Source organism: Halarchaeum sp. P4, from assembly GCF_051195175.1.
In the GTDB taxonomy this organism is placed as follows: domain Archaea; phylum Halobacteriota; class Halobacteria; order Halobacteriales; family Halobacteriaceae; genus Halarchaeum.
This window is the reverse complement of record NZ_JBNTKC010000003.1, coordinates 1-22,926: the sequence shown is the minus strand read 5'-3', so window position 1 is coordinate 22,926 and position 22,926 is coordinate 1. Positions and strand designations below refer to the sequence as shown.

The following is a 22,926-nucleotide window of genomic DNA, read 5'->3' as shown; positions in this document are numbered from 1 at the left end:
GCTCTCGCGGAGTTCGCGCTCGGCCTCGCGGCGTTCCGTGACGTCCTGCACGACGACCATCCCGCCGAGGACCTCGCCGTCCGCAGTTTCGACCGGTAGGGTCTGGTCGTAGAGGTGGCGGCCGGTGTATTCGACCTCGAAGCTCCGCGCCTCGCCCTCGAGTGCGGCCTCGAAATGGGGTTTGACCTCGGCGACGATGTCCTCCGGGTAGATGTCGACGACGCTTTCGCCGACGCGGTCGGCCGGGTCGACGCCGGTCGCATCCACTAGTTCACCACCGACTGCCGTATACTCGAGGTCCTCGTTGAACATCGCGACGGCGCCGTCGGGGAAGTTCTCGACGAGCGTGCGATAGCGGCGCTCGCTCTCCTCGATCTGCCGCCGGCGCTCCACTCGCTGACTGATGTCGCGGACAACGCCGACCCGGCGTTCGGCGCCCTCGATCGGGAGCGTCGCGAGCGCTACTTCCGTCGGGACGCGCTCGCCGTCCGCCGTCGTAATCGTCGCCTCCATCGTCGGCGCCGAGACGTCCTCGTTCGCGAGTGCTGCGCGCACCTCGCTCGCCTGCTCGAGAATCTCCTCGTCGACGACGTTCGACGCGTGCGAGCCGAGGACGTCCGCGCGGTCGTAGCCCGTCAGCTCCGTGAACGCGTCGTTCACGGTGGTGTAGTGGCCGTCCTCGTCAGTCACGTACATGGCGTCGCTGACCGTCTCGACGATCGTCTTGTACTTCGCGAGTTCGCGCTCGCGTTCCTTCCGGTCGGTGATGTCCTGTGCGACGGTCATCCCGCCGAACACCACCCCGTCTTCGTCGGTCAACGGGACAGCCTGCAGCTTCCACTCCCGCCCGACGTAGGCGAGTTCCTCCGTCTGCCGTTCGCCCTCGATGGTCGCCTCGAGGAGCGACACGAGTCGCGTAGCGCCGTCGTCGTGCCAGACGTCTTCGGGGTGTGCGCCCTCGATATCGGCTGCCTCGACGTGGAGGTCATCGAGCACCCCGCCGGCCGCAAGCGTGTACTCGAGGTCCTCGTCGAACATCGTGACGAGGCCGTTCGGGAAGTTCTCCGCGAGCGTCCGGTAGCGCTGCTCGGACGCCTCGAGTTCGCGCTCGCGCTCCTTGCGCTCGCTGATGTCCCGGAAGTAGACCGAGAGCCCGGTCTCGGAGGGGTACGCGCGCACCTCGAACCACGTGTCGAGCGGCGCCGGATAGTACTCCTCGAAGGAGACCGTCTCCTGCTCCGCCATCGCGCGCTCGTACTTCGACTTGAAGCGCCGCGTCGTCGCCTCCGGGAACGCCTCCCAGATGTCTCGGCCGATGAGGTCCTCGTCCGTCGGGTTGATGAGTTCGTGCGCCCGCTCGTTGAGGTGCGTGAAGCGGAACTCCTCATCGAGCCCGAAGAAGGCGTCCGAGACGCGGCCGAAGACTTCGCGGAGCTCGGTCTCGAGTTCGTTCTTCTGGCGCTCAAGGCGCTGCTCGCGCTCCTTCTGCTCGGTGATGTCCTCGCCGGCGGAGATGACGCGTTCGAGTTCGCCGTCCTCGCCATAGACCGGCGCGGCGTTGATGCGGAACCACCGCCGGTCGCTGTCCGGTCGCTCGATGCGGAGTTCCTCGTCGAACACCGCCTCGCCGTGCGCGCGCACCTTCGCGGCCGGCGTTTCCGACTTATCGATGGGATTGCCGTCCGCGTCGTACAGCGCCAAGTCGTCCGTCGACGTCGCCTCGTCGACACGTTCGTTCTCGCCCAAACCGAGGTAGTCACGCGCGCGGTCGTTCGCGAGCACCGCCTCGCCGTTCGCGTCCTCGACCGCCACCGCGATCGGCGCCGTCTGCAGGAGTTTCGTCGTCTGGTCGTACTCGCGGCGCAGTTCGCGCTTGCGCTTCTCGCTGTCGGTGATGTCGTCGACGGCGGCGACGACCCGGTTCTGGTCGTCCGCCTCGTCGTCGAACAGGGCGGCATCGATGGAGAGCCAGCGACGCCCGACGCCGGGGAGATCGACCTGACACTGGAAGTCGTAGACCGGCTCGCCCGACTCGACGACGCGCGACCACGGCCACTCCTCGATGGGGATTAGCTCCCCGTCCGAGTCGTAGAGTTCCCAGTCATCGATGCTGTACGCGGAGAGCTCATCCGCCGAGACGTCGAGTCGGTCGAGCATCCGCTGGTTCGCGCGAACCAGCTCGCCGTCCTCGGACAGCAGGCAGACGCTCATTGGGACGGTGTCGACGATTTGCTCGGTGAGGTCGCGCTCCCGACGGAGGCGCTCCTCGTACTCGCGGCGCTCCGTCATGTCGCGCGTCACCTTCGTGAACCCTCGGAGCTCGCCGTCGTCGTCGCGAATCGCGGTGATGGTGACGTTCGCCCAGAAGGTCGACCCGTCCGCGCGCACCCGCTGGCCTTCGTCCTCGACGCGGCCGTTCGTCCGCGCCGCCGTCAGGTTCTCCGCGGGGACGCCCGCGTCCCGGGCGCCCTCGGTGTAGAACGTCGAGAAGTGTTCGCCGACGATTTCCTCCTCCGTGTAGCCCTTGATGCGTTCGGCACCCTCGTTCCAACTGACGACGACGCCGTCCGGGTCGAGCGTGAAGATGGCGTAGTCCTGGACGGCGCTCACGAACGCCGTGAGTGCCTCCGAGTCACGTCGGTCGGTACGACCGGACGCCGCGTCCTGCCACCAGACCCGCGACTCGCCGTCGAGCGCTTTCGCTTCGAGGACGCCGTCCTCGGCGAGTGCGTCGAGCGTCCGGCGAGCGACCGCGTCCGTGCAGTCCACGTTCTCTGCGACTTCGGCGGCGGTCATCGGTGTCGATGGCACCGACGACTCCGAGAAGACCCTGCGGACGGCCCCGCGCATCCCGTCCGGTACCGGGTCTGTAGTACCCATGACGGCACAGTTGGGTCTCGGCACATAAGACGATGCCCCACCACGGACGTGGCCGCCGGCTCGGCGGTCACTACACTCACACAGCGCTGGTCCGCCGGTCCGGCCTCGGCACTCCACTATCGGGGCGCCCGGCGAGCTGGGTCACTTCGTCCAGTCGGGACTCGTCAGGGAACAGACTCTGTCGTACGTGCTCCCGCGACTGAAGCGACGAGACGAACTTGAGCAACAGTGGCGATTCCGAACGGCCGTCGACGCGATCCTGTGGAACGAAAACTCCCAGTTTACGCCGGGGTGGATCTCACTCGAGGGACATCGCTCGGTTCTGCACACCGCTACCGCATTCGGGGCAGGTGACGGGGTTGTGGTCCTCGGTGATGAGCTCGCCACACCGCATACACTCGTAGGTGGATTCCGTGGTCGTGTTGTCGGGGACGTCGAACATCGACTGTTCCTTCGGCCCCAGTATTAATAGACCTTATCCATATTAGGGATATATACACAATAATATTTTCTGGCGGGTATCGGATACACGCGAACGGACCGCTCCCATCACTCGCGATTCTCGTGGCTCGACGACGCGCAGTCTCCTCGGTCGACGACCAGTCGTCGTCCGCTCGGCCACAAACGACTCCCGTCACGCAAACGCCACACCCATGTGTGTCTCTTCCACGCCGCCGACTCCTTCGAGCGGTCGGTGCAGGCGGACTCACACTCACCGCCGGATGCACGAGCCTCATCGGGCGTGACGACACGACGTGGTCGCAGTCGCTCTCGGGACGGGTCGTCACACCGATGACGGCGACTGCAGACACACTCTTCGTCGGCACGACGACCGGGCACCTCGCCGCAGTCGGACGGGTCGGAACGCGTCGCTGGCAGACCCGGGAGACGAGCGCCGCCACGACGACCACGCCGGTCCACGACGATACGCGCGGACACCTCTACGTCGGCTACGCGGACGGCGTTCGTGCGTTCGACGCGGCGAGTGGCGACCACCAGTGGACGGTGCGGACGGCGAACCGCGTCGCCGCCGCGCCCGTCGTCGGCGACGACGTGGTGCTCGTGGCTGATCGCTCCACTGTCGTCGCGCTCGACCCCGAGACCGGCACGCGACGGTGGGGTGTCGAGGTCGCGAATCCGATTGTGTCGCTCGAGCGCCGCGACCCATCACGCCTCATCGTCGCCGACCGAAACGGTATCATCGCGGCGCTCGACGCGAATACACGGTCGATCCGCTGGGAGAACCGCCTCGAGTGGTACACTCGTGCACCGCCCGTCACGGCCACCGGGTCGGTGTTCGTGGATACTGCGGACACATACCTGTACGCGCTGGACGCCGCGACGGGCGAGAAACAGTGGGTACGGCATCCGGGACCGGGCGGCCTCTCGCCGGTGAGCGTCGACGGCGGACGGGTAGTCGCCGGGACGGCCGACGGCACTGCCGCGGCGTTCAGCGCGGCGGACGGAACGACGCAGTGGTCGTTCGATGTCGACGCGAGTCTGCCCGGCAAACCCGTCGTCGCGAACGGGCGCGTATTTCTCGCCGCGCTCGACGGCGACATTCACGTCGTCGACGTCACGAGCGGCCGCCAGCAGACGACGCTCACCACCGATGGCGCCCTCCGGACCGCGCCAGTCGTCGACGACGCCATCTACACCGTGACCCGCGACGGGACACTCACACGACGCCCACTCCCGGAGCGCGACTAACGCCGCACAACCGTGTGCATCGACGTCGGCGTTCCCTCTCTGGAGGCTTCTTCGTCTTACGACAATTGGAGTGACTACCCCCGTGGGCTAGTCCGCCCGAAGGAACACCAGATCGAAGACCGTTCCCTCGTCCCCGTCGACGGCGTCGTTATCCCGAATCTGCACTGTTCCGCCGTAGGTCTCCATCATCTCCTTGACGAGATAGAGGCCGAACCCGTTCCCGGGTTCGCTGATCTCCGAGACGCCCTTCTTGAGGACGGCCTCCCTCTCCTCGTCGGGGATGCCCGGGCCGTTGTCCGCGATGTGGACGACGACGGCGTCGCGCTCCTCGCGCACCGTCTCAGCGGACGAGGGAGTGCTCGACGTGCTCGGCATGCCGGTCTCGGGGTTGATGGCGACCTCACGGGTCGTCTCGGACGCCCAGACCTCGACGCGCGGTGTCGCCTTGTCGTTGTGCACGACCGCGTTCGAGAGCGTGTTCTCGAAGATTTCGCCGATGAGGTCGTCCGCGACGACTTCCGTCGACGAATCGGGCAGGTCGTGCGTCTCGAAGACGGCGCCCGGGTAACTGTTCTCGGCGAGCTCGAGCTTCGCGTCGAGCGCCGCCCGGAGCGCGACCGGATAGCGTTCGTAGTCGTCGTCGGCGACGATGGCGTCCATGAACGCCCGCATCGTCCCGATGAGCGCGGAGAGGTCCGCAACCCGGTCGTCGATCGTGTCGAGATGCGTCTGGGCCTGCGGGTCGTCGACGAACTGCCGGTCGAGAATCTCGGTGCGAGCGCCGACGAGGTTCAGGCCGTTCAGGATGTTGTGCCTGAGGATTCGATTCATGAACTCGAGGCGCTCGCGCTGGTGTTCGAGTTCACGCTCGTGGGCGCGCTGGTCGGTCAGGTCCTCGACGACCTTCGTGTAGCCGACGTGCTCGCCCGCTTCGTCGTAGCGTGCCGCAATCGTCACGTCCGCCCAGAACTTCGTCCCGTCCTTGCGGACGCGCCAACCTTCGTGGCTCGCCTGCCCCGTCTCCGCCGCCTCGGCGAGAAGGGCGTCCGGAACACCGTCCTCCCGCAAGGACTCAGGATAGAACGTCCGGAAGTCCTCGCCGATGATTTCCGCCTCCGTGTAGCCCTTGATGTCCGCCGCACCCTGATTCCACGACGTGACGTGGCCCTCGGTGTCGAGCGTGAAAATCGCGTAGTTGTCGACCGTGTCGACGAACTCCTCGAGTTTCGCCTCCTGCTCACGCAGCGCCTCCTGCTGGGCTTCGAGGAGGTGCTGGCGGTTGAGCTCGTAGCCGAGCCAATTCCCCATCAGTTCGACCATGGCGAGTTGCCAGTCATCGAACGACGCGCCCTCCTCACGGTCGAGGAAGCAGAGCGTCCCGTAGAGGTTGTCGTGCTCGTAGACCGGGGTGCCCACGTACGTCTCGAAGCCGGCGTCGACGCCACACTGCGTCGACTCGCCATCGAAGGGACGCGTCTCGAACTGGAGCGTGCGCGCCTCACGGACGGCGTCCTCACAGCAAACCTGCGCGAGCGGAATCCCCTCGACGTCGCCGTCGCCGGACTGGACGACGTCGGTCTCGTGCTCGCCGCTCTCCGAGTCGAGGCAGGCGAACGCACCGTAGTCGGCCTCCAAGAGGTCGCGCCCAATCGCGATGAGGCCATCCACTTGCTCGTCGAACGTGAGCGACGGGTCGGCGAACACGTCGTAGAGCTCCCTGAGTTTGCGCTCACGATACTCCAACTCCCGCTCGCGGCGTCTGATCGGCGTGATGTCCGTGTAGTGCTCGATCCGGCCGCCGGCATAGCGGCCGTTCTCAATGGGGCGACTCCAATGCTCGAGCCAACGGTCGTCGCGGTCCTCGTCCCCGAGGATGTGGCACTCGAACTCCTCGACGCCGGTGTTGTCGTCGTAGGACGACAACACGCGCTCGCGGAACGCCTCGGGGTCCTCGAAGCGGTCCGCAATCTCAGTTTCGACGAGACTGCGCTTGTCCTGCCCGATGACCGCCTCCCGGTCGAGGCCGAAATACTCGGCCGTCGCGCGGTTGATCCAGACGACGTCGAACTCGTCGTCGAGGACGAACGTCGCAACATCCGAGGTGTCGAGGACGTCGTCGGTGAGCGTCCGATACTCCCCTCTGCGCTGCTCGAGGTCGGCTCGCATCCGCTCCTGTCGGGCGTTGTACACGCCGACGCCGAACGCGACGACCGCGCCGAACAGCACGCCGTTGAGGGCGAGCGTCCAGGGCTTGAGCCGCCCCAGCACCCAGACCTGCGACCCGATGATGAGCGCGTACAGCGCCGCAATCACGCCGGCGACGCCGAGACTCCACCGGGTGACAGTCAGTTTATAGCGCGACGCCCACTCCCGGGTTCCGACCCAGTAGCCACCGTAAGTCAGCGCCAGTGCGAGCAGCAGCAATACCGAGTTCTCGACGGCGGTGGTCGTGACACTCCACGAAACGCTCGAAACGCCGTCCCAGACGTCGTAGAACGGAATCGCGAGCAAGAGGAAACCGAGGAGGGTAATCCCGACCCACGACCGTTCAGCGAGATGTGCGACCCAACGTTTTCTCCCCATGTCTGTCGACTACTCAGTCGGTTGTTCGTTATATGTCCCTACGCTCACAGCGGTAACAACGCGAGGTCGCGGCGTCGCGTGGTCGTCGCACCGTGCATGTCGAAGTCTCACCTCACGCGCGTCCGGTGTGTTCCGCGGTGGTGTCGCCTCGGCTCTCCACGCTGCCGACGGAGAGCGCACTCTCGATGGGGTGCCACGTGAACGGCGGGCAGGATGTCACAGGCGCCTGTGTATACTGTGACGGCGCGCGAGATGTACTGTCAGGACTCGCGCCACTTGTGGCCGCACTCGACGCAAGTGAACAACCGTACCTCGTAGGAGCCGCCCGGCTTCGGCATCATCTCGTAGTAGGCCTGGTCGCTGTCGCAGTCCTCCGCCGGACACGGCTCCTGCATCGTCTCGGCGGAGTCCTGGGTCGCGTCGGCCACGTCCGGTGCCCCGTCGTCCTGCTGTCCATCCTGTACCGACATTGCCGCTTCCGCTTGCGAGTCCCGCGCTTCCTCGTTCCCACAGGAGCGACACACCCACGTGTCGCCCTCCGTGTGCATCATCGAACCACACCTGTCGCAGAATTGCATATTACGTAGGAAGACACGGCTGACGGAAATATGCGTTAACTTCTGACCTCGTAGATCTGAGGGAGCTAGTCATGCTGACTGTCCTGTGTCACCGAAGCGGCGACGAGGACCGTTTGCTCTCCCCCGTACCATCTGTATTATTGTCATCCGTTGTGAAAGACGAGTGATGAGTGTCACTCGAGTGGCCAAGGCGGTGTGGGGGAGTCCGTTCGGCCGTCTCGTGGCTCTCCTCCTCGGTGTGGGACTCGTCGGTGGAGTGCTCTTACTCTCCCCTCCGCTCCTGCCCGTGGTCGAGTGGGCGATCCCGGTGGGCCTCGTGCTTTGGGGAGTCTCGTGGTTCTCCCTCTATGAAGTGGGAGACACCCTGTCCTCGGTTGCGGGCTGTTTGCTGCTACTCGGCGGCGTCACGCTGGCCGTGTCCCAGCTCGTACCGCTGGGCGAACTCTCCGGCGTCGTCGCCCGACTCGTCCCGACTACTGGTGTCTTGGTCGCGTTGTTCGCCGAGCAGTACCGGCACGACGACTGAGCGTCCAGTCTTGGTTGTGGGAGTCCACGGTTGATGGGTGTCTGAGAGAGTCCCACTGGTATCTGAATCGTCGCTCAAGTCGGAGGAGTTATCTGAATCTCCTCTCAATCAGCGTGTGATGGCCGAGTCAACAGCTCGATTGCGCAGTCTCCTCCGCGACGAACTCGGGGAGTGTTGTGAGGCGGACGTCGAACAACGGCTTGAGGAACTCGACGGCCTCGCCGACGCCGCGTTCGCCGACGACGCGGCGCGACCGGTGTTCGCCGTGCTCGGGAACGAGACGCGGTATCGACTGGTGCGCGCGCTCGCCGTCGCGGACGACGAACTCTGTGTGTGCGAACTCGACCCGTTCGTCGACGTCAGCGAGAGCGCCGTCAGCCACGCGCTCTCCGACCTCGTGGACGCGGGCCTCGTCACCCGCCGCAAGGACGGGAACTGGCGGTACTACACTGCGACCGACCTCGCCGAGACGCTCCTCGAGACCGCTGATCGAGAGGTGCGTGCCGAGTGAGCGACGACCTCGGTATCCTCGACCGCTACCTCACCGTCTGGATCGGGCTCGCGATGGTGCTCGGGGTCGCACTCGGGCGCTTCGCTCCCGGCGTCGCGGACGTCCTGAACGCCGTCACGTGGCACGGCACGAGTCTCCCGATCGCGCTCGGGCTCTTCGTGATGATCTTCCCGATCATGGCCGAGATCGACTACGGCCGGATTCCGAGCGTCACGCGGACCGCCCGGAAGGAAATCGGGCTGACGCTCGCGTTCAACTGGCTCGTCGCGCCCTTCCTGATGTATGGGTTGGCGGTCTTCTTCCTCGGTGGGCATCCGGAGTTCGTTACCGGCCTCATCATCGTCGGCATCGCGCCGTGTATCGCGATGGTGCTCGTCTGGAACGAACTCGCCGCCGGGAACCAAGAGATGTGTGCGGTCTGTGTCGGCGTCAACTCGCTCCTCCAGATCGTCCTCTTCGTCCCCTACGCGTTCTTCTTCCTCACCGTCCTCCGCGGGACGACCGTCTCCGTCTCGATGGGGCTCATCGCCCAGACGGTGCTCGTCTTCCTCGGCCTCCCGCTCCTTCTGGGGTATCTCGTCCAGAAGGTCGCGTTCCGCACGGTCGGGCGCGAGACCTACTACGGGCGTTTCATCCCGCGCATCAGTCCGCTCGGCCTCCTCGGGTTGCTCTTCACGGTCGTCGTGATGTTCGCGCTGAAGGGCGACTACATCGTCTCGAACCCCGAGCAGATCGTCCTCATCGCGATTCCGCTCTTCGTCTTCTTCGTCGCGCTCTGGGGGATTGCGTACGGCGTCAGCGCGCTCGCCGGCTTCGACTACACCGAGAGCGTCAGTCTCGCCTTTACGGCGTCCTCGAACAACTTCGAGCTCGCCATCGCCGTCGCCGTCGCCGTCTTCGGCATCGGCAGCAACGTCGCGCTCGCGACCGTCGTCGGCCCGCTCATCGAAGTCCCCGTGATGCTCGCGCTCGTTCGCGTCGCACTCGCCACCAAGGATTCCCTCTTCGACGACGACGCATCGCTTCCCAGCTACACCACCACACCAGAAACCAATGACTGACCCCACCACCGTCGCACTCGTCTGTGTACAGAACGCCGGCCGCTCCCAGATGGCGTACGCCTTCGCCGACCGCGAACGCGCCGACCGCGGTCTCGAGGACGACATCGAACTCGTCACCGGCGGCACCGACCCGGCCGACCACGTCCACGCGGAAGTCGTCGAGACGATGCAGGAGGTCGGCATCGACCTCTCCGGGCGCACACCACGTGAGGTGACGTTCGAGGAGATCCAGAACGCCGACTACGTCATCACGATGGGCTGCTCGGCGGAAGACGTCTGTCCGGCGGGGTGGGCGGGCGAGAACCGCGACTGGGACCTCACCGACCCCGACGGCAAATCCGCCGAGGACGTCGCGCAAATTCGCGACGAGATCGAACAGCGCGTTGCAGCCCTCTTCGACGAGCTAGAGGCGGCTCGCTGACCAACCCTACCAGTCCGGAGACACGATTTGCTGTTCGACCGCGTGCACGTCGGCGCCGCTGAACCGTGTGCGAAAGGGAGAAGCGGTGGTGAAGTCGCCTTTAGCCTTCCATGCCGCCGAAGGAGAGCCCACCCTCGATGTAGCGCTGCGCGAAGAGGTAGATGACGACGATGGGTGAGGCGAAGACGAGGGCGAACGCGGCGAAGCGCGCCCACGGGATGGCGTACTCGCCGACGAGCGCGTACAGCCCGACCGGGAGCGTGTAGTTGTCCGTGGAGAGGAGGGTCTGTGCGACGACGAACTCGGTCCAGCCGGTGAGGAAGGTGAAGATGAACACCGTCGCGAGGCCCGCCGTCGAGAGCGGGAGGATGACCTCGGTGACGACCTTCCACGGTGGCGCGCCGTCGACGACGGCGGCCTCCTCGTAGGAGGGCGGGATGCCGTCCATGTAGGTTTTCAGTAGCCACGTGTTGAACGGGACGGCGGTGGCGGCGTAGTAGACGGCGAGTGCGAGTTTGTTGTTGTTGAGGCCGACCTGGACGAACATCGCGTAGAGCGCGATGAGCGCGGCGATGCCGAGGCCGCCGCCGACCTGCGTGAAGAGGACGTAGCCGAAGAGGAGTTTGCGCCGGAGGATGAACTCGCGACGCGAGAGCGCGTACGCGCCCGGGACGATGAGACACATCGCGAGTAGCACGGTCGGAATCGCGACCGTGAGGCTGTTCCAGAGGTATTTCTTGAAGTCCGATGGGTTGGTGACGCCGTACTGGCTGACGTCGAGGATGCTGATGTGTGGCGTCCCGAACACGACGGCGAGGTCGCTGAACGGGATCGATAGCGTGACGGCGTACGCCGGGATGCCGAGGTCGCCGACGACCCACAGCATCGGCTTCAGCGAGGGCTGTCGCGGGAGGAGGTGGAAGCCCCCGGAGGCGTAGATGGAGCCGCCGGTCCCCGAGAACGCCGAGAGGAGGATCCAGTAGATGGGGAAGAGGAGCGCCATGACGAGGAGGAGCGCGCCGGCCGTCGAGAGGACGGTCGCGGCGACGCGGCGCGGCGGGATTTCGCCCCGACGCAGACCGCGAATCGTGTACCGTATCTCGCGGGCAGTCTCGAGCGGCGAGCGCGCGACGCGAACGGTGTCCTCCCAGACGCGCTGGCGGATTGAGCGCAGGAGGCTCATTTGTCCACCCCGTCGGCGAGACGACCCTTCTTCACGTTCAGCCACATGAACACGCCGATGAACAGGACGGTGACGACCATGATGGCCGCACCCTGCCCGTAGCGTGAGAGCGCGAACGCTTCACGGAAGCCGTAGACGATGAGGAGTTCGTTCGTCCGGCCGGGGCCCCCCTCGTTGAAGACGTAGGGGATGAGGAACTGCTGGAAGGAGGCCGCGGCCGTCAGGATCGACGCGAAGAGCACGGGCCGTTTGATGCTCGGGAGCGTGATGTGTCGGAGGCGCGCGAAGTAGCCGGCGCCGTCGACCATCGCGGCGTCGTGGAGGTTCGAGTCGACGTCCTGGAGCGCGCTGACGGTGATGATGACCATGAAGGGGTAGGCGAGCCACATTTCGGTGACGTTGTACGCGAAGAACGCGAGCCAGCGCTGTTGGAGCCACGCGACGGCCTCGACGCCGAAGGTGCCGAGGAGCTGGTTCGCGAGGCCGAACTGGGCGGAGGTGAAGATGCCGCGCCAGACGGTGACGGTGAAGATGGCGGGCAGACCCATCGGGAGGATGATGAGCGCGCGCATCCAGCGCTTCCCGCGGACGCGCTTGCCGGTGACGACGAGCGCGATGAGGAGGCCGAGGCAGATCTTCAACACGACGCTCGTCGCAACGTAGAGCCACGTCACGCCGAAGGAGTTCCAGAACGCGGGGTCGGTGAGGATGGCGACGTAGTTCTCGAACCCGACGAGCTGTGCCTGTCCGAACGTGAGGAAGCTCCCCCCGGCGAAGAGGTTCGACGGCCGGGCGTTCGTGAACGAGATGCCCAGCAGATAGAGCATCGGGAAGAACATGAACGCCGAGAAGAAGAACAGCCCCGGCAGGACGAGCAACAGCGAGGCGTCCTGCCGCTCGACGAGCGGGGAGTCCTCGAACCGCTGTACGACGCGGGAGACAGTACTCATTGGCCTAGTTTTCCCACCGCGAGCGAATCGTTTGCTCGGCGTCCTTCATCGACTGCTCCATCTCCGCGTTGCCGTTGAGAACGGTGTTGAACGCGTTTTTCACGGGGTCCCAGACGGCCTGCACTTTCGGGTGCGTGGGCATCGGGGTGCCCTGCTGTGCGGCCTGCGAGAAGCCCTTGACGACCGATGGCAGGTCGTCGCTGCCGGCCAGTTCCTTGTGGACGGGGATGAAGCCGTGCGCGTCGGCGATACGCATGAGGAGGTCGGTGTTCGTCGCGTACCACTCGATGAAGGCGCGCGCGGCCTTCGTGGCGGGGGTCTCCTCGCGCATCTTCTTCGAGAAGTACCAGAGCTGGATGCCCGTGTAGGGGTTCGGGTTGCCGCCCTCTGGCTTGGGGAGGGTGGTGACGCCGAAGTCGAGGTTCTTCTCGCGGAGCGTGGCGAGGTACCACGGGCCGTTGATGGCGAACGGCGCGTTCCCCTCGGAGAAGACGGAGGCCTGCGGTCCGTACGTGGTGTCGCTGGGCATATAGGGGGTGAACGTATCGATGACGAACTTGAACCCGCGGACGGTCTCGGGTTTCGAGATGCCGAGCATCGGGTCCTTGTCGACGTCGAAGATGTAGCCGCCGAACGCCTGCGCCCACGCGCTGATGAAGTAGGGGGTGAGCGGGTAGCTGAGTCCGTACGTCCCCTCGCTGGGAGCGTGGTGTTCCTCCATGATGGACACCATCTCCTGGACGGTCGAGGGTGGGGAGTCGACGTACTCCTTGTTGTAGATGAGTGCGACCGTCTCCGCGGAGATCGGGAGGCCGACGGTCGCTCCCTCGAACTGGACGGCCTGTGCGGCCGCGTCCGTGAACGTGTCGAGGCTGACGGAGAGTTTGTCGCTCTGGTCGGCGAGGAAGTCACGCTGGTAGTAGTCGCCGACCCAGTCGTGCGCCCACTCGAATGTCTGGGGTCCCTGGCCAGCGGGGATCGCGCTCGTCGTCTTCTTCCCGAGGTCGGAGATGTCCGAGCCTTCGATGGTGTGTGGCGACTGGTCGTTGAAGCGCGCGAGGTTCTCCCGGAGCGACTTCTCCTCGGCGGAGGGGCGCGCGAACCATGCGGTCGCCGTTCCCGCGTCGACACTCGTCGTCCCCTCGTTTCCGCTGGTCCCGTTCGTGGTCGACGTCCCCTGTTCTTGAACGCTCGCACACCCCGCGGCCGACGCGAGGAGTCCTGCGACACCGAGGTTCCGGAGCACTGATCTGCGATCCATTGGCATGGTTAACGGTGAATTAATTATTCATCATAGATTTAAATCTGTCGGATCCACGAACCCAGACGCGTTCAGTGGGACGGTCGAAGGGACGACCACCGGCATCGAATCAGTACTATATCGGCCTCTAAGCGCGATAGGGGAGCGACGGCTCGACGCGACTGCGCGGACGCCACCCGCTCCCAAATCACGCTGAACAATAATTAGTGTTTGGTGTGATGAAAAGATATCTCGTATATTTCTACAACAGGGAAAGAACTATACTTCGCGCCACGTCCAGATGGGGTATGGCAACAGTTCGGTTAGACGGCCTCCGGAAGGAGTTCGACAGCGGCCGCATCGTCGCCGTCGACGACCTCTCGATCGACATCGACGACGGCGAGTTCGTCACCGTCGTCGGCCCCTCTGGCTGCGGGAAGTCCACGACGCTCCGCATGATCGCCGGCCTCGAACGACCGACCAGCGGGTCGATACACATCGGCGGGACGGACGTCACCGACATCCACGCGCGCGACCGGGACATCGCGATGGTGTTCCAGAACTACGCGCTCTACCCGCACAAGACCGTCTTCGAGAACATGGAGTTCGGCCTCCGGATGAGCACCGACCTCTCGCGGGACCAGCGCCGCGAGCAAGTGTACGAGACGGCCGAAATGATGGGCATCGAGGACCTGCTCGAGGACCACCCCGACGAGCTCTCCGGCGGACAGAAACAGCGCGTCGCGCTCGGGCGTGCCATCGTCCGCGAACCCGACGTCTTCCTCTTCGACGAGCCCCTCTCGAACCTCGACGCGAAGCTCCGCACGTCGATGCGCACCGAGATCCAGCGTCTCCAAGAGGAACTCGACATCACCGCCATCTACGTCACGCACGACCAGGAGGAGGCGATGACGATGGGCGACCGGATGGTCATCCTCAACAACGGCGAACTCCAGCAGGTCGGCGCCCCGAAACACGTCTACCGCAACCCCACCAACGCGTTCGTCGGCGGGTTCGTCGGCTCGCCGTCGATGAACTTCCTCGACGTCACCGCCGTCCCGCAGGTCGACGACAGACTCAGACTCGAGGGCGAGAGCTTCGAGTACACGCTCCCGAACCCCGGCGTCCCCGAGGGCGACTACACGCTCGGCGTCCGCCCCGAGCACGTCACCGTCGTCGGCGACGACGTCGAACACGCCATTCAGACGCGCGTCGACGTCCTCGAACCGGTCGGCTCCGACAACTACCTCTACCTCGACCTCGGCGATGACTTCATCGCGCGCGTTCCCGCGGACGTCGAACCCGCGGTCGGGGAGTCAGTCCGCATCGCGTTCTCCGAGGATGCCGTCCACCTCTTCGACCGACGAACGGGTGAGGCCGTCAGTCAGTCGAGTCGCTCCGGGGACGGCGCGAGCGCGCCCGAACCGTCCTCGGCCTGAAACACGGGTTCTTCTTCGTAGAGCGCGAGCGTCGCCGTTCGAATCGCGTGCGGCCAGCCGAGCGGCGTCGCGCTGTCCGGCGTCCCGTCGTCGAATACCTGTTCGGGGAGATAGCCCGACGTCATCGCGAGCGGGCCGTCCGGCAGGAGGGTTGCGAGGAGGTCGCGCGAGCGCGCGGCCAGCACGTCCGCGCGCCCGTCGTCCTGCGCGTCGAGGAGCGCGGCGAGCGCGCCGGTCGCGTGTGCACCCCATGCTGTCGAGACCGTCCAGATCTTCGCCGCGTCCTGCGTGCTGCGACGCCAGCCGTCGCCCTCGTAGCGGACGAGTCCCGCGGCGGCGTCCGTCTCACGCCACAGCGCCTCGCAGACGGTTTCGGTATGGGAGACGAGTCTGTCGAGACGCTCGGCGTCGACGTCCGCAATGCGGGCGTAGGCGCGGTGGGCGTCCGCGAGCGCGAGGGCCGCGGAGTCGGCGCGGTCGTCGAGTTCGCCGTCGACTTCCCGGAGCGCGTAGATGCCGCGCTCCGGACACCAGAGGTCATCGAGGGCGTCGTAGAGCGTGCGGGCACGCGTCGCCGCTCGGTCGGTGTCCACGACATCCCCGGGAAGGGCGGCGAGCGCGGCGTACGCTTCGAGGAAGGTCGCGGCGGTGTGGCTGAAGCGACCGGTCGCGTCCTCCCACGCGTTCTGACAGGGGGCGGGGCGGCCGTCGTCCGCGAGCGTCGCGTCGAGGCCGTCGAGTGCGGCGGCGAGCGTCGTGTCGATGTCGTCACGGAGGCCCTTGGGGGCGAGCGGGCGGTAGGTCGCGAGGAAGGAGACGACGCTCCCCGTCTGGTCGGCCTGATAGTCGACGCCGTCGCCGTCCTCGATGCGGCCGTTCGCCCACCCGGGCGCGAGCGCGCCGCTGCGTGGCCAGACGCGGTGTGGCCACGTGCCGTCGGGGCGCTGGGTGTCGCAGTAGAAGCGGGCACTGTGTTCGTGCCAGTCCTCGAGGTCGAGGTCGAAGGCGTCGTCGGCGGCGAGGAGGAACTGGGAGATTTCGGCGTCGTCGCGGAACCACGTGTAGCCGTAGCCGCCGGAGTGGGTGTAGAAGGGGTCGAAGTCGGGGCCGGCGATGCGAGCACCACGTCCCGTCGAGAGCAGGGAGAGAACACGGAGGTCGGCATCGACGGCGGTACGTGCCGACGAGGGGACGTGGTCGGTGTCGGCGACGTGCTGGCGTTCGGCCTCACGTCGGAGCGTCGCGGCCGAGTCGTAATCCCGTGCGAGTGCGCGAACGCGGGCCTGTGCCTCCTCGCGTGTCGTTTCGGTGCGGTCGCTGAGGAGGGTGGCGACGCTCGCGCGGCCGTCCGTAATGGGGACGCCGACGACGACGTCGCCGCTGAGGCGGTCGGTCTCGTAGCGTGCGCCGAGCACGGCGCGTGGCTCCTCGACGGGTTCGGGGGCGAGTATCGATTCGAGGTCGAGTTGGGGTTCGCCGCCGAGCGACGCGAAGTCGGCGGAGCCGGCGATGAAGTCGTGTTCGCGGTCGTGATACACCTCGACGGTGTCGTCGGTGCGGAGTTGGCTGAGTTGGGTCTCCTGTCGGTCCGGCCCGAAGCCGACGTAGGCAACGAGCGCGTCGGCCTCGGGGGCTTCGACGTGCGTGACGTGGCCATCACCGACGGTGAGGTCGTACTGGGTCGCGAGGTCGCCGTGGTCGGTGACGACGAGGCCGTTCGTGCCGTCGTAGCGCTGGCTCGTGTCGTAGTCGTCGAACCAGTGAACGGTGTCATCGATGCGAACGCCGAGGCGCGAGCGTTCGATGCCGTTGCGGCCGGTGAGGGCGTAGCTGAAGTCGCGGAGAGCGCCGTCAGGGGAGACGTGGACGAGGCGGCCGTCGATGCCGGAGAAACGGCCGGTGGTCGTTCGGCGTTCACCCGCGAACGTGGTGTCGTCGTGGTGTCGTTTGTAGTCGTCGAGCGCGTCCCGAAGATGCATTGTCAGACGGGACGACACAGCGTGCAATAAAATTTGGTATAATCCTATTTCACAGATTAATCGAGTAGGGGAACGTTCAAGTTACTCCTCTCGCACGGCACTGGTATGCATCAGCCCGGCCCGCCACGGTTCTGCGCCGTGGGTGAGTCAGTCGAACTCGCACCGCGCGCGCCAGACCCTGACGCCGACTACAAGTGGACACTCGTCGAGGCCCCCGACGACGACGCAGTCACCGTCACCGACGACCCCGTCCTCGACGTCGCGCCCGACACCCCCGGGACGTACCGCTTCCGACTCGCCGCACCGGACGGCGACCACGAACAGACAGTTCGCGTCTTCCCGGACGAGCGCGTCGACGCGCGCTTCGAAGTCGCCGCCGCCGACCTCCCCGTCCCGGAGTCCGACCTCGACTCCGTCGCCGTCATCGGGCCGTGGAACGACCAACTCCTCGGCCGCGACCACGCCCACCGCGAGGGCGACAGCTACGTCCTCGAAAAGCGCCTGCCGCCCGGCGAGCACTACTACAACTTCTGCGCGAACGACGACCTCAACCAGTCCGTCCGCGAGAAGATGACCGTCGAGGGACCCGGCCGGCCGCGCATCCGCGTCGACGCCACCGTCGACGGCGACACCCTCGTCGTGGAAGCGGACGCCCGCGCCGCCCCGAACGGCGCGCCACCCGACGTCGAGTTCTACGTCGACGACCGCGACCGCGCCGACCTCGCAGCCGACCTCGATATCGAGGACGACACCGCGCGCGTCCCGCTCGACGCGCTCGGCGACCGCCTGCGCGTGCACGCCGTCCCCATCGCCGAGCGCTACGGCGTCGCCGACCACGTCGACGTCCGCACGGACGGCGAGCGCGTCGACGTCCGCCGGCCGAACGACGGCCCCGACTGGGCCGCGTCGCCCACCATCTACGAGATATTCGTCCGGTCGTTCGCGGGCGACACCCCGGAGACGACGTTCACGGAACTCGAACGCCGCGTCCCCTACCTCGACTCGCTCGACGTCGACTGCGTCTGGCTCACGCCCGTCCTCGAAAGCCCGACGACACACGGCTACCACATCACCGACTACTTCGACACCGCCTCCGACCTCGGAACGCGCGCCGAGTTCGAGTCCTTCGTCGACACCTGCCACGACCACGACATCCGCGTCATCTTCGACCTCGTCATCAATCACACCTCACGCGACCACCCGTTCTTCCACCACTTCGCCGGCGACGTCCCCGACTACGAGGACTACTACATCCCCGACGCGGACTCCCCGGTCGGCGCGCAGTACTACTTCAACTGGTCGCGCATCCCGAACCTGAACTTCGGGACGCTCGACGTTCGGGAGTTCCTCCTCTCCGTCGTCGACGAGTGGAGCGCGGTCGTCGACGGCTTCCGCTGTGACGTCGCGTGGGGCGTCCCGCACGGCTTCTGGAAGGAGGTCGCCGACCGCACGCCCGATGACTTCCTCCTGCTCGACGAGACGGTCCCCCGCGACCCCTTCTACCACGAGGGCGAGTTCACCGTCCACTACGACACCTCGCTCTACGACACACTCCGCGAGATCGGCCGCGGCGACGCGCCCGCCTCGGAACTGTTCGACGCCCTCAACGCGTCCGCGCGCATGGGCTTCCCAGACCACGCCGTCCACATGCGGTACGTCGAGAACCACGACGAGGACCGCTACCTCGACGAATGTGACGAGGCGTCCCTGCGCGCCGCCGCCGCCGCGACCTTCACCCTCCCCGGTGCGCCGATGATCTACTACGGGCAGGAGCGCGGGATGACCGACTATCGCGGGAAGATGGCGTGGCACGACGGCGACCGAGAGTTGACGGCCTACCACCGCCGCCTCACTGCCGCGCGACGGGAGTATGACGTCCTCGCCGACGGGAGCGTCTCCCCGGTCGCCGTCGAAGCCGTCGACGGCCCGGACGCCGACCGCGTCGTCGCGTACCGCCGCGACTCGGGTGACGGTGACGCGCTCGTCGCCGTCCTCAACTTCGGCAGTCGACCGGCGACGGTTCGGCTCGGCGACGCCACCGGAACGACCGACCTCCTCACCGGCGAAGAGTGCGCCGCGGGCGACAGCGAGCGCCGCGTGACGGACGCCGTCCTTCTCCACGCGGAGTGACTAAATGAGGCCAGACCCCAAGCAATAGATGATGGATGACGCTCAACTCGCCGACCTCCTCTCGCAGTTCGGCCTTTCCGAGAAGGAGATCGACACCTACCTCGCAATCTTGGACCACGGCGAGGCGAAAGCCGCGACGATCGCCGAGGACGCCGGCGTCTCGAAACGCTACGTGTACAGCCTCAGCGAGGACCTCGAGGAGCGTGGGTTCGTCCAGGTGAACGACCACGTCGTCCCGACGACGATTCGCGCCAGCCCGCCCGAGGAAGTCATCGTCCGTCTCGACGAACAGCTCGAGCAGATGCGCCCGGCGCTCGAGGAGCGCTTCTCGGCGACGCAGCCGACCGAGGACGAGTTCGAGGTCATCAAGTCGCAGGTCACGGTCCTGAAACGCGTCGAGCAACTCGTCGACCGGGCGACCAGCGAGGTCACCATTGCCGTCCCTGCCTCGCGCCTCGATGGCCTGCTTGATGCGCTCCGCTCGGCCGTCCACCGCGACGTCCTCGTCGTCCTGCTCGTGACGGACGTCGAGGACACCGACGCGATGCCTGACGTGACGGGCGCGGCGTCGGTCGCCCGCGCGTGGGAGCAGGCGATGCCGACGATGGTTACTGTGGATTCCGAGTCGGGACTCGTCGCGCCGCCGGATTTGGTGGCGCGCTCGAACTCGGAGGCGCGCGCCATCGCGTTCGCCCAGCAGGAGCTCGGCCCGGTCATCGTCGGGTCGTTCTTCGGGAACTACTGGCCGCCCGCCGAGGAGTTGTTCGTCAGCGATCCGCCGGAGCTCCCCGCGACCTTCCGCGACTTCCGGCACGCTGTCCTCGCGGCAGCCCTCCATCAGCGCGCCGGCCACGACATCCGGGCGCGTGGGCGCGGCCGGTTCGTCGACGACGGCCAGACGACGTTCGACGGCGCAGTCGTAGACGTCCGGCAGGGACTTGTCGAACCCGCGAACAACTCCTTCCCGGTCGAGCACAGTATCGTCGTCGAGACGGCGGACGGGGAGCGGTCGGTCGGCGGGAACGGCGCGTTCATTGAGGACATCGAAGCCAGCGACATCACGCTCTATCGGGACTAGGGCGGGCACACCCGGTCCCGAGTGTTCTGTGACACCCGACGTGTGAGCGACGGCTGTCGCGGCGTCCCCTCGCCAGCCTTGAGAAAGTTTTAATGAAAATTACTTCGCGAATCCTAGAGCATGTCCGACGATACCACACGACGCGACGTGCTGAAGGCGCTCGGCCTCGGAACCATCGGTCTCGCACAGGGCGGGGCCGGCCTCCAGTACGCGACACAGACGACGCGAGCGGCCGCGACCGCGCCGACGGTCGACTACACGGACAGGGTCATCTACCAAGTGGTCACCGACCGCTTCCGGGACGGCGACACCTCGAACAACCCGCAAGGCGAGCTCTACAACCCGGACAACCTCACCAAGTACCACGGCGGCGACTGGCAGGGCATCGTCGAGAAGATACGCGACGGTTACCTCACCGACCTCGGCGTCGGCGCACTCTGGATATCGCCGCCCTTCGAGAACGTCTACGAGATCCATCCCGACTACGACTCCGCCGCCTACCACGGCTTCTGGGGGCGCGACCTGAAGCGACCGAACCCCTACTTCGGGAGTTTCGACGACTTCGCCACGCTCGTCGACGTCGCCCACAGCAACGACATCGAGGTGATCATCGACTTCGTCCCGAACCACACGAGTCCCGCGACGGAGAAGGACGGTGACGGCTTCATGGCCGAAGGCGCGCTCTACGACGACGGGAGCTTCGTCGCCGACTACGACAACGACCCGAACGGCTACTTCCGACACAACGGCGGCACCGACTTCTCCACCTACGAGGACGGCATCTACCGCAACCTCTACGCGCTCGCCGACCTCGATGTCTCCACGAGCTACATCGACACCTACCTCAAGGACGCCATCACGAAGTGGCTCGACCTCGGCGTGGACGGCATCCGCGTCGACGCCGTCAAACACATGCCCCCGAAGTGGCAGAAGACCTTCCTCCAGACGATCTACGACCACAAGCCCGTCTTCACCTTCGGCGAGTGGTTCCTCAGCGCCGGCCAGACGAGCGAACGCTACTACGAGTTCGCGAACGACAGCGGAATGAGCCTCCTCGACTTCCGCTACGGACAGAAACTCCGGGACGTCCTCCGTGACGGAACCGACGACTTCACCGGCCTCCACTCCGTCGTCGAGGAGACCGCGAACTCCCACCAACAGGTCGTCAGCCAGGTCCCCTTCATCGACAACCACGACATGGATCGCTTCACCACCGCCGATGCGAGCACCACGACGACCGACATCGCGCTCGCCGTCCTCCTCACCTCGCGGGGCACGCCCGCCATCTACTACGGCACCGAGCAGTACATGACGGGCGCGAACGAGGCCGGTAACCCCGCGAATCGCGCGTCCATGACCGCGTTCGACACGACGACGACTGCCTACAGCGTCATCTCGTCGCTCGCGTCGCTCCGCGCCTCCAATCCCGCCCTCGGCTACGGCGACACCCAGCAGCGCTGGCTCAACGGCGACGTCTATATCTACGAGCGCGAATTCGGCGACAACGTCGTTCTCGTCGCCGTCAACCGGAGTAGCAGTAGCTGGTACGACGTCTCGGGACTGCAGACGGCGCTCCCACCCGGCACGTACGGCGACGTCCTCGGCGGTGCCCTCAACGGCTGGGAGGTGACGGTGAACGACGATGGCTCGATAGACACCTTCTCCTTCGGCCCCGAGACGGTCTCCGTCTGGGCACACGCCGGCGACACCACGACGCCGACCATCGGCCACGTCGGCCCGACCATCGGAACGCCCGGCACCACCGTGACCATCGGCGGCGCGGGATTCGGCAGCACACAAGGGAGCGTCCAGTTCGGGTCAAGCGACGCCACCGTCCAGTCGTGGCGCGACGACGAGATCGTCGTCACCGCCCCGTCCGTCGCCGGCGGCTTCTACGACGTCACCGTCACCGACGCATCCGGCACGCAGAGCGCGGCGTTCGAGCGCTTCGAACTCCTCTCCGGAAACCAGGTCCCCGTTCGCTTCGTCGTCGACGACGCCACGACCGAAACCGGGGAGAACGTCTACCTCTCCGGGAACGTCCACGAACTCGGAAACTGGGACCCCGAATCCGCTGTCGGGCCGCTCTTCAATCAGGTCGTCTACAGCTACCCCACGTGGTACTACGACGTCAACGTCCCCGCCGGACGCGACATCGAGTTCAAGTTCCTCATCAAGGACGGCAATGGCAACGTCACCTGGGAGTCCGGGTCGAACCACACGTATACGACGCCGAGCGACGGCACTGGCCACGTCCGCGTGACCTGGTGAGGCCCCCACGACACCGAACGTGGCGTCGGGACACTCAATGCACGCGGGGACAACCTCGACCGAGTCGTCGAGTCCCCGCCGATCCACGGTCCCAGGGTGCACCGATTCGTCCGTGTCGGGACGGCGCGTTTCCTCGGCGGTCACGGGCGACGACGGCGTGAGTGTCCCGAACGCTCTGAGGCGAGACCGGTATTGTGGCACACCTCACTTCGAGTGTCTACACCGAATCGTGTGTGTTAAGTGTCCGCCGGAGAAACGAAGAGTTGAGTTCGATTCATGCGCCATCCCGCGAGAGCGCGGATGGGAAGAGTCGATGTACGCTCCCGGATTCACACCTCCGGGACGTGCGATGACGACTGTGTGTACGTGTAATCCAGGCGCTCACT

Annotated in this window: 16 protein-coding genes and 1 pseudogene; 9 read left to right on the top strand and 8 right to left on the bottom strand. The window is 66.2% G+C overall.

Going from position 1 to position 22,926, the window contains the following annotated elements; all coding sequences use genetic code 11:
* Positions 1–21 precede the first annotated feature (21 nt).
* Together ACQUS8_RS11335 and ACQUS8_RS11330 are read right to left on the bottom strand one after the other, a co-directional pair.
* Positions 22–2,796 (bottom strand): annotated as a pseudogene (locus ACQUS8_RS11335) (PAS domain S-box protein); the annotation flags it as partial.
* Between the two features lie 382 nt (positions 2,797–3,178).
* Positions 3,179–3,322 (bottom strand): rubrerythrin-like domain-containing protein, encoded by a 144-nt coding sequence (locus ACQUS8_RS11330; RefSeq protein ID WP_435101073.1) that lies wholly within the window; start codon positions 3,320–3,322, stop codon positions 3,179–3,181.
* Positions 3,323–3,444: 122 nt separating this feature from the next.
* On the opposite strand from ACQUS8_RS11330, the gene ACQUS8_RS11325 reads away from it, so the two are divergent.
* Positions 3,445–4,590, top strand: a complete 1,146-nt coding sequence (locus ACQUS8_RS11325) for a PQQ-binding-like beta-propeller repeat protein (protein WP_435101071.1) — start codon at positions 3,445–3,447, stop codon at positions 4,588–4,590.
* Between the two features lie 87 nt (positions 4,591–4,677).
* On the opposite strand, the gene ACQUS8_RS11320 is transcribed toward ACQUS8_RS11325, so the two are convergent.
* Positions 4,678–7,173, bottom strand: a complete 2,496-nt coding sequence (locus tag ACQUS8_RS11320) for a PAS domain S-box protein (RefSeq protein ID WP_435101069.1) — start codon at positions 7,171–7,173, stop codon at positions 4,678–4,680.
* A gap of 260 nt (positions 7,174–7,433) precedes the next feature.
* Complete coding sequence (locus ACQUS8_RS11315) at positions 7,434–7,751, bottom strand: RPA12/RPB9/RPC11 RNA polymerase family protein (RefSeq protein WP_435101067.1); 318 nt, start codon at positions 7,749–7,751, stop codon at positions 7,434–7,436.
* A 166-nt stretch (positions 7,752–7,917) separates the two neighbouring features.
* Here ACQUS8_RS11315 and ACQUS8_RS11310 point away from each other — a divergent pair, with 166 nt between their 5' ends.
* The 4 genes from ACQUS8_RS11310 to ACQUS8_RS11295 all read left to right on the top strand — a co-directional run bounded on the left by ACQUS8_RS11310 (position 7,918) and on the right by ACQUS8_RS11295 (position 10,270).
* Positions 7,918–8,277 (top strand): hypothetical protein, encoded by a 360-nt coding sequence (locus ACQUS8_RS11310; RefSeq protein WP_435101065.1) that lies wholly within the window; start codon positions 7,918–7,920, stop codon positions 8,275–8,277.
* A gap of 118 nt (positions 8,278–8,395) precedes the next feature.
* Positions 8,396–8,788 carry an ArsR/SmtB family transcription factor gene (locus ACQUS8_RS11305; protein WP_435101063.1) on the top strand — a complete coding sequence of 131 codons (393 nt, stop codon included), beginning with the start codon at positions 8,396–8,398 and terminating at the stop codon, positions 8,786–8,788.
* On the top strand, positions 8,785–9,849 hold the full coding sequence (gene arsB, locus ACQUS8_RS11300) for an ACR3 family arsenite efflux transporter (protein WP_435101061.1): 1,065 nt from the start codon (positions 8,785–8,787) through the stop codon (positions 9,847–9,849). Before ACQUS8_RS11305 ends, arsB begins: the two co-directional genes overlap by 4 nt.
* On the top strand, positions 9,842–10,270 hold the full coding sequence (locus ACQUS8_RS11295) for a low molecular weight phosphatase family protein (protein ID WP_435101059.1): 429 nt from the start codon (positions 9,842–9,844) through the stop codon (positions 10,268–10,270). Before arsB ends, ACQUS8_RS11295 begins: the two co-directional genes overlap by 8 nt.
* Before the next feature lie 100 nt (positions 10,271–10,370).
* Here ACQUS8_RS11295 and ACQUS8_RS11290 read toward each other — a convergent pair whose 3' ends face one another.
* Genes ACQUS8_RS11290 through ACQUS8_RS11280 form a run of 3 tightly spaced genes read right to left on the bottom strand, consistent with a single transcriptional unit; the run spans position 10,371 to position 13,670 of the window.
* Entirely contained in the window at positions 10,371–11,453 is a 1,083-nt protein-coding gene (locus ACQUS8_RS11290; protein WP_435101057.1) for a sugar ABC transporter permease, read from the bottom strand.
* Entirely contained in the window at positions 11,450–12,403 is a 954-nt protein-coding gene (locus tag ACQUS8_RS11285; RefSeq protein ID WP_435101055.1) for a carbohydrate ABC transporter permease, read from the bottom strand. The genes ACQUS8_RS11290 and ACQUS8_RS11285 overlap by 4 nt, the downstream gene beginning before the upstream one ends.
* 4 nt (positions 12,404–12,407) lie before the next feature.
* Positions 12,408–13,670: an extracellular solute-binding protein gene (locus ACQUS8_RS11280; protein WP_435101053.1), complete on the bottom strand. Its 1,263-nt coding sequence runs from the start codon at positions 13,668–13,670 to the stop codon at positions 12,408–12,410.
* A 281-nt stretch (positions 13,671–13,951) separates the two neighbouring features.
* Between ACQUS8_RS11280 and ACQUS8_RS11275 the strand changes: the two genes are divergently transcribed.
* A complete protein-coding gene (locus ACQUS8_RS11275; RefSeq protein WP_435101051.1) occupies positions 13,952–15,082 on the top strand; it encodes an ABC transporter ATP-binding protein in 1,131 nt (376 codons plus the stop codon).
* Here ACQUS8_RS11275 and ACQUS8_RS11270 read toward each other — a convergent pair.
* Positions 15,028–17,061, bottom strand: a complete 2,034-nt coding sequence (locus ACQUS8_RS11270) for a glycoside hydrolase family 15 protein (RefSeq protein ID WP_435101049.1) — start codon at positions 17,059–17,061, stop codon at positions 15,028–15,030. The two genes, ACQUS8_RS11275 and ACQUS8_RS11270, sit on opposite strands and share 55 nt — an antisense overlap.
* A gap of 105 nt (positions 17,062–17,166) precedes the next feature.
* Here ACQUS8_RS11270 and ACQUS8_RS11265 point away from each other — a divergent pair, with 105 nt between their 5' ends.
* The 3 genes from ACQUS8_RS11265 (at position 17,167) to ACQUS8_RS11255 (ending at position 22,540) form a co-directional block, all read left to right on the top strand.
* Complete coding sequence (locus ACQUS8_RS11265; RefSeq protein WP_435101047.1) at positions 17,167–19,191, top strand: alpha-amylase family glycosyl hydrolase; 2,025 nt, start codon at positions 17,167–17,169, stop codon at positions 19,189–19,191.
* 31 nt (positions 19,192–19,222) lie between these two features.
* A complete protein-coding gene (locus ACQUS8_RS11260; RefSeq protein WP_435101783.1) occupies positions 19,223–20,269 on the top strand; it encodes a TrmB family transcriptional regulator in 1,047 nt (348 codons plus the stop codon).
* 120 nt (positions 20,270–20,389) lie between these two features.
* Positions 20,390–22,540, top strand: coding sequence for an alpha-amylase family glycosyl hydrolase (locus ACQUS8_RS11255; protein WP_435101045.1), 2,151 nt, complete (start codon positions 20,390–20,392; stop codon positions 22,538–22,540).
* Positions 22,541–22,926 lie beyond the last annotated feature (386 nt).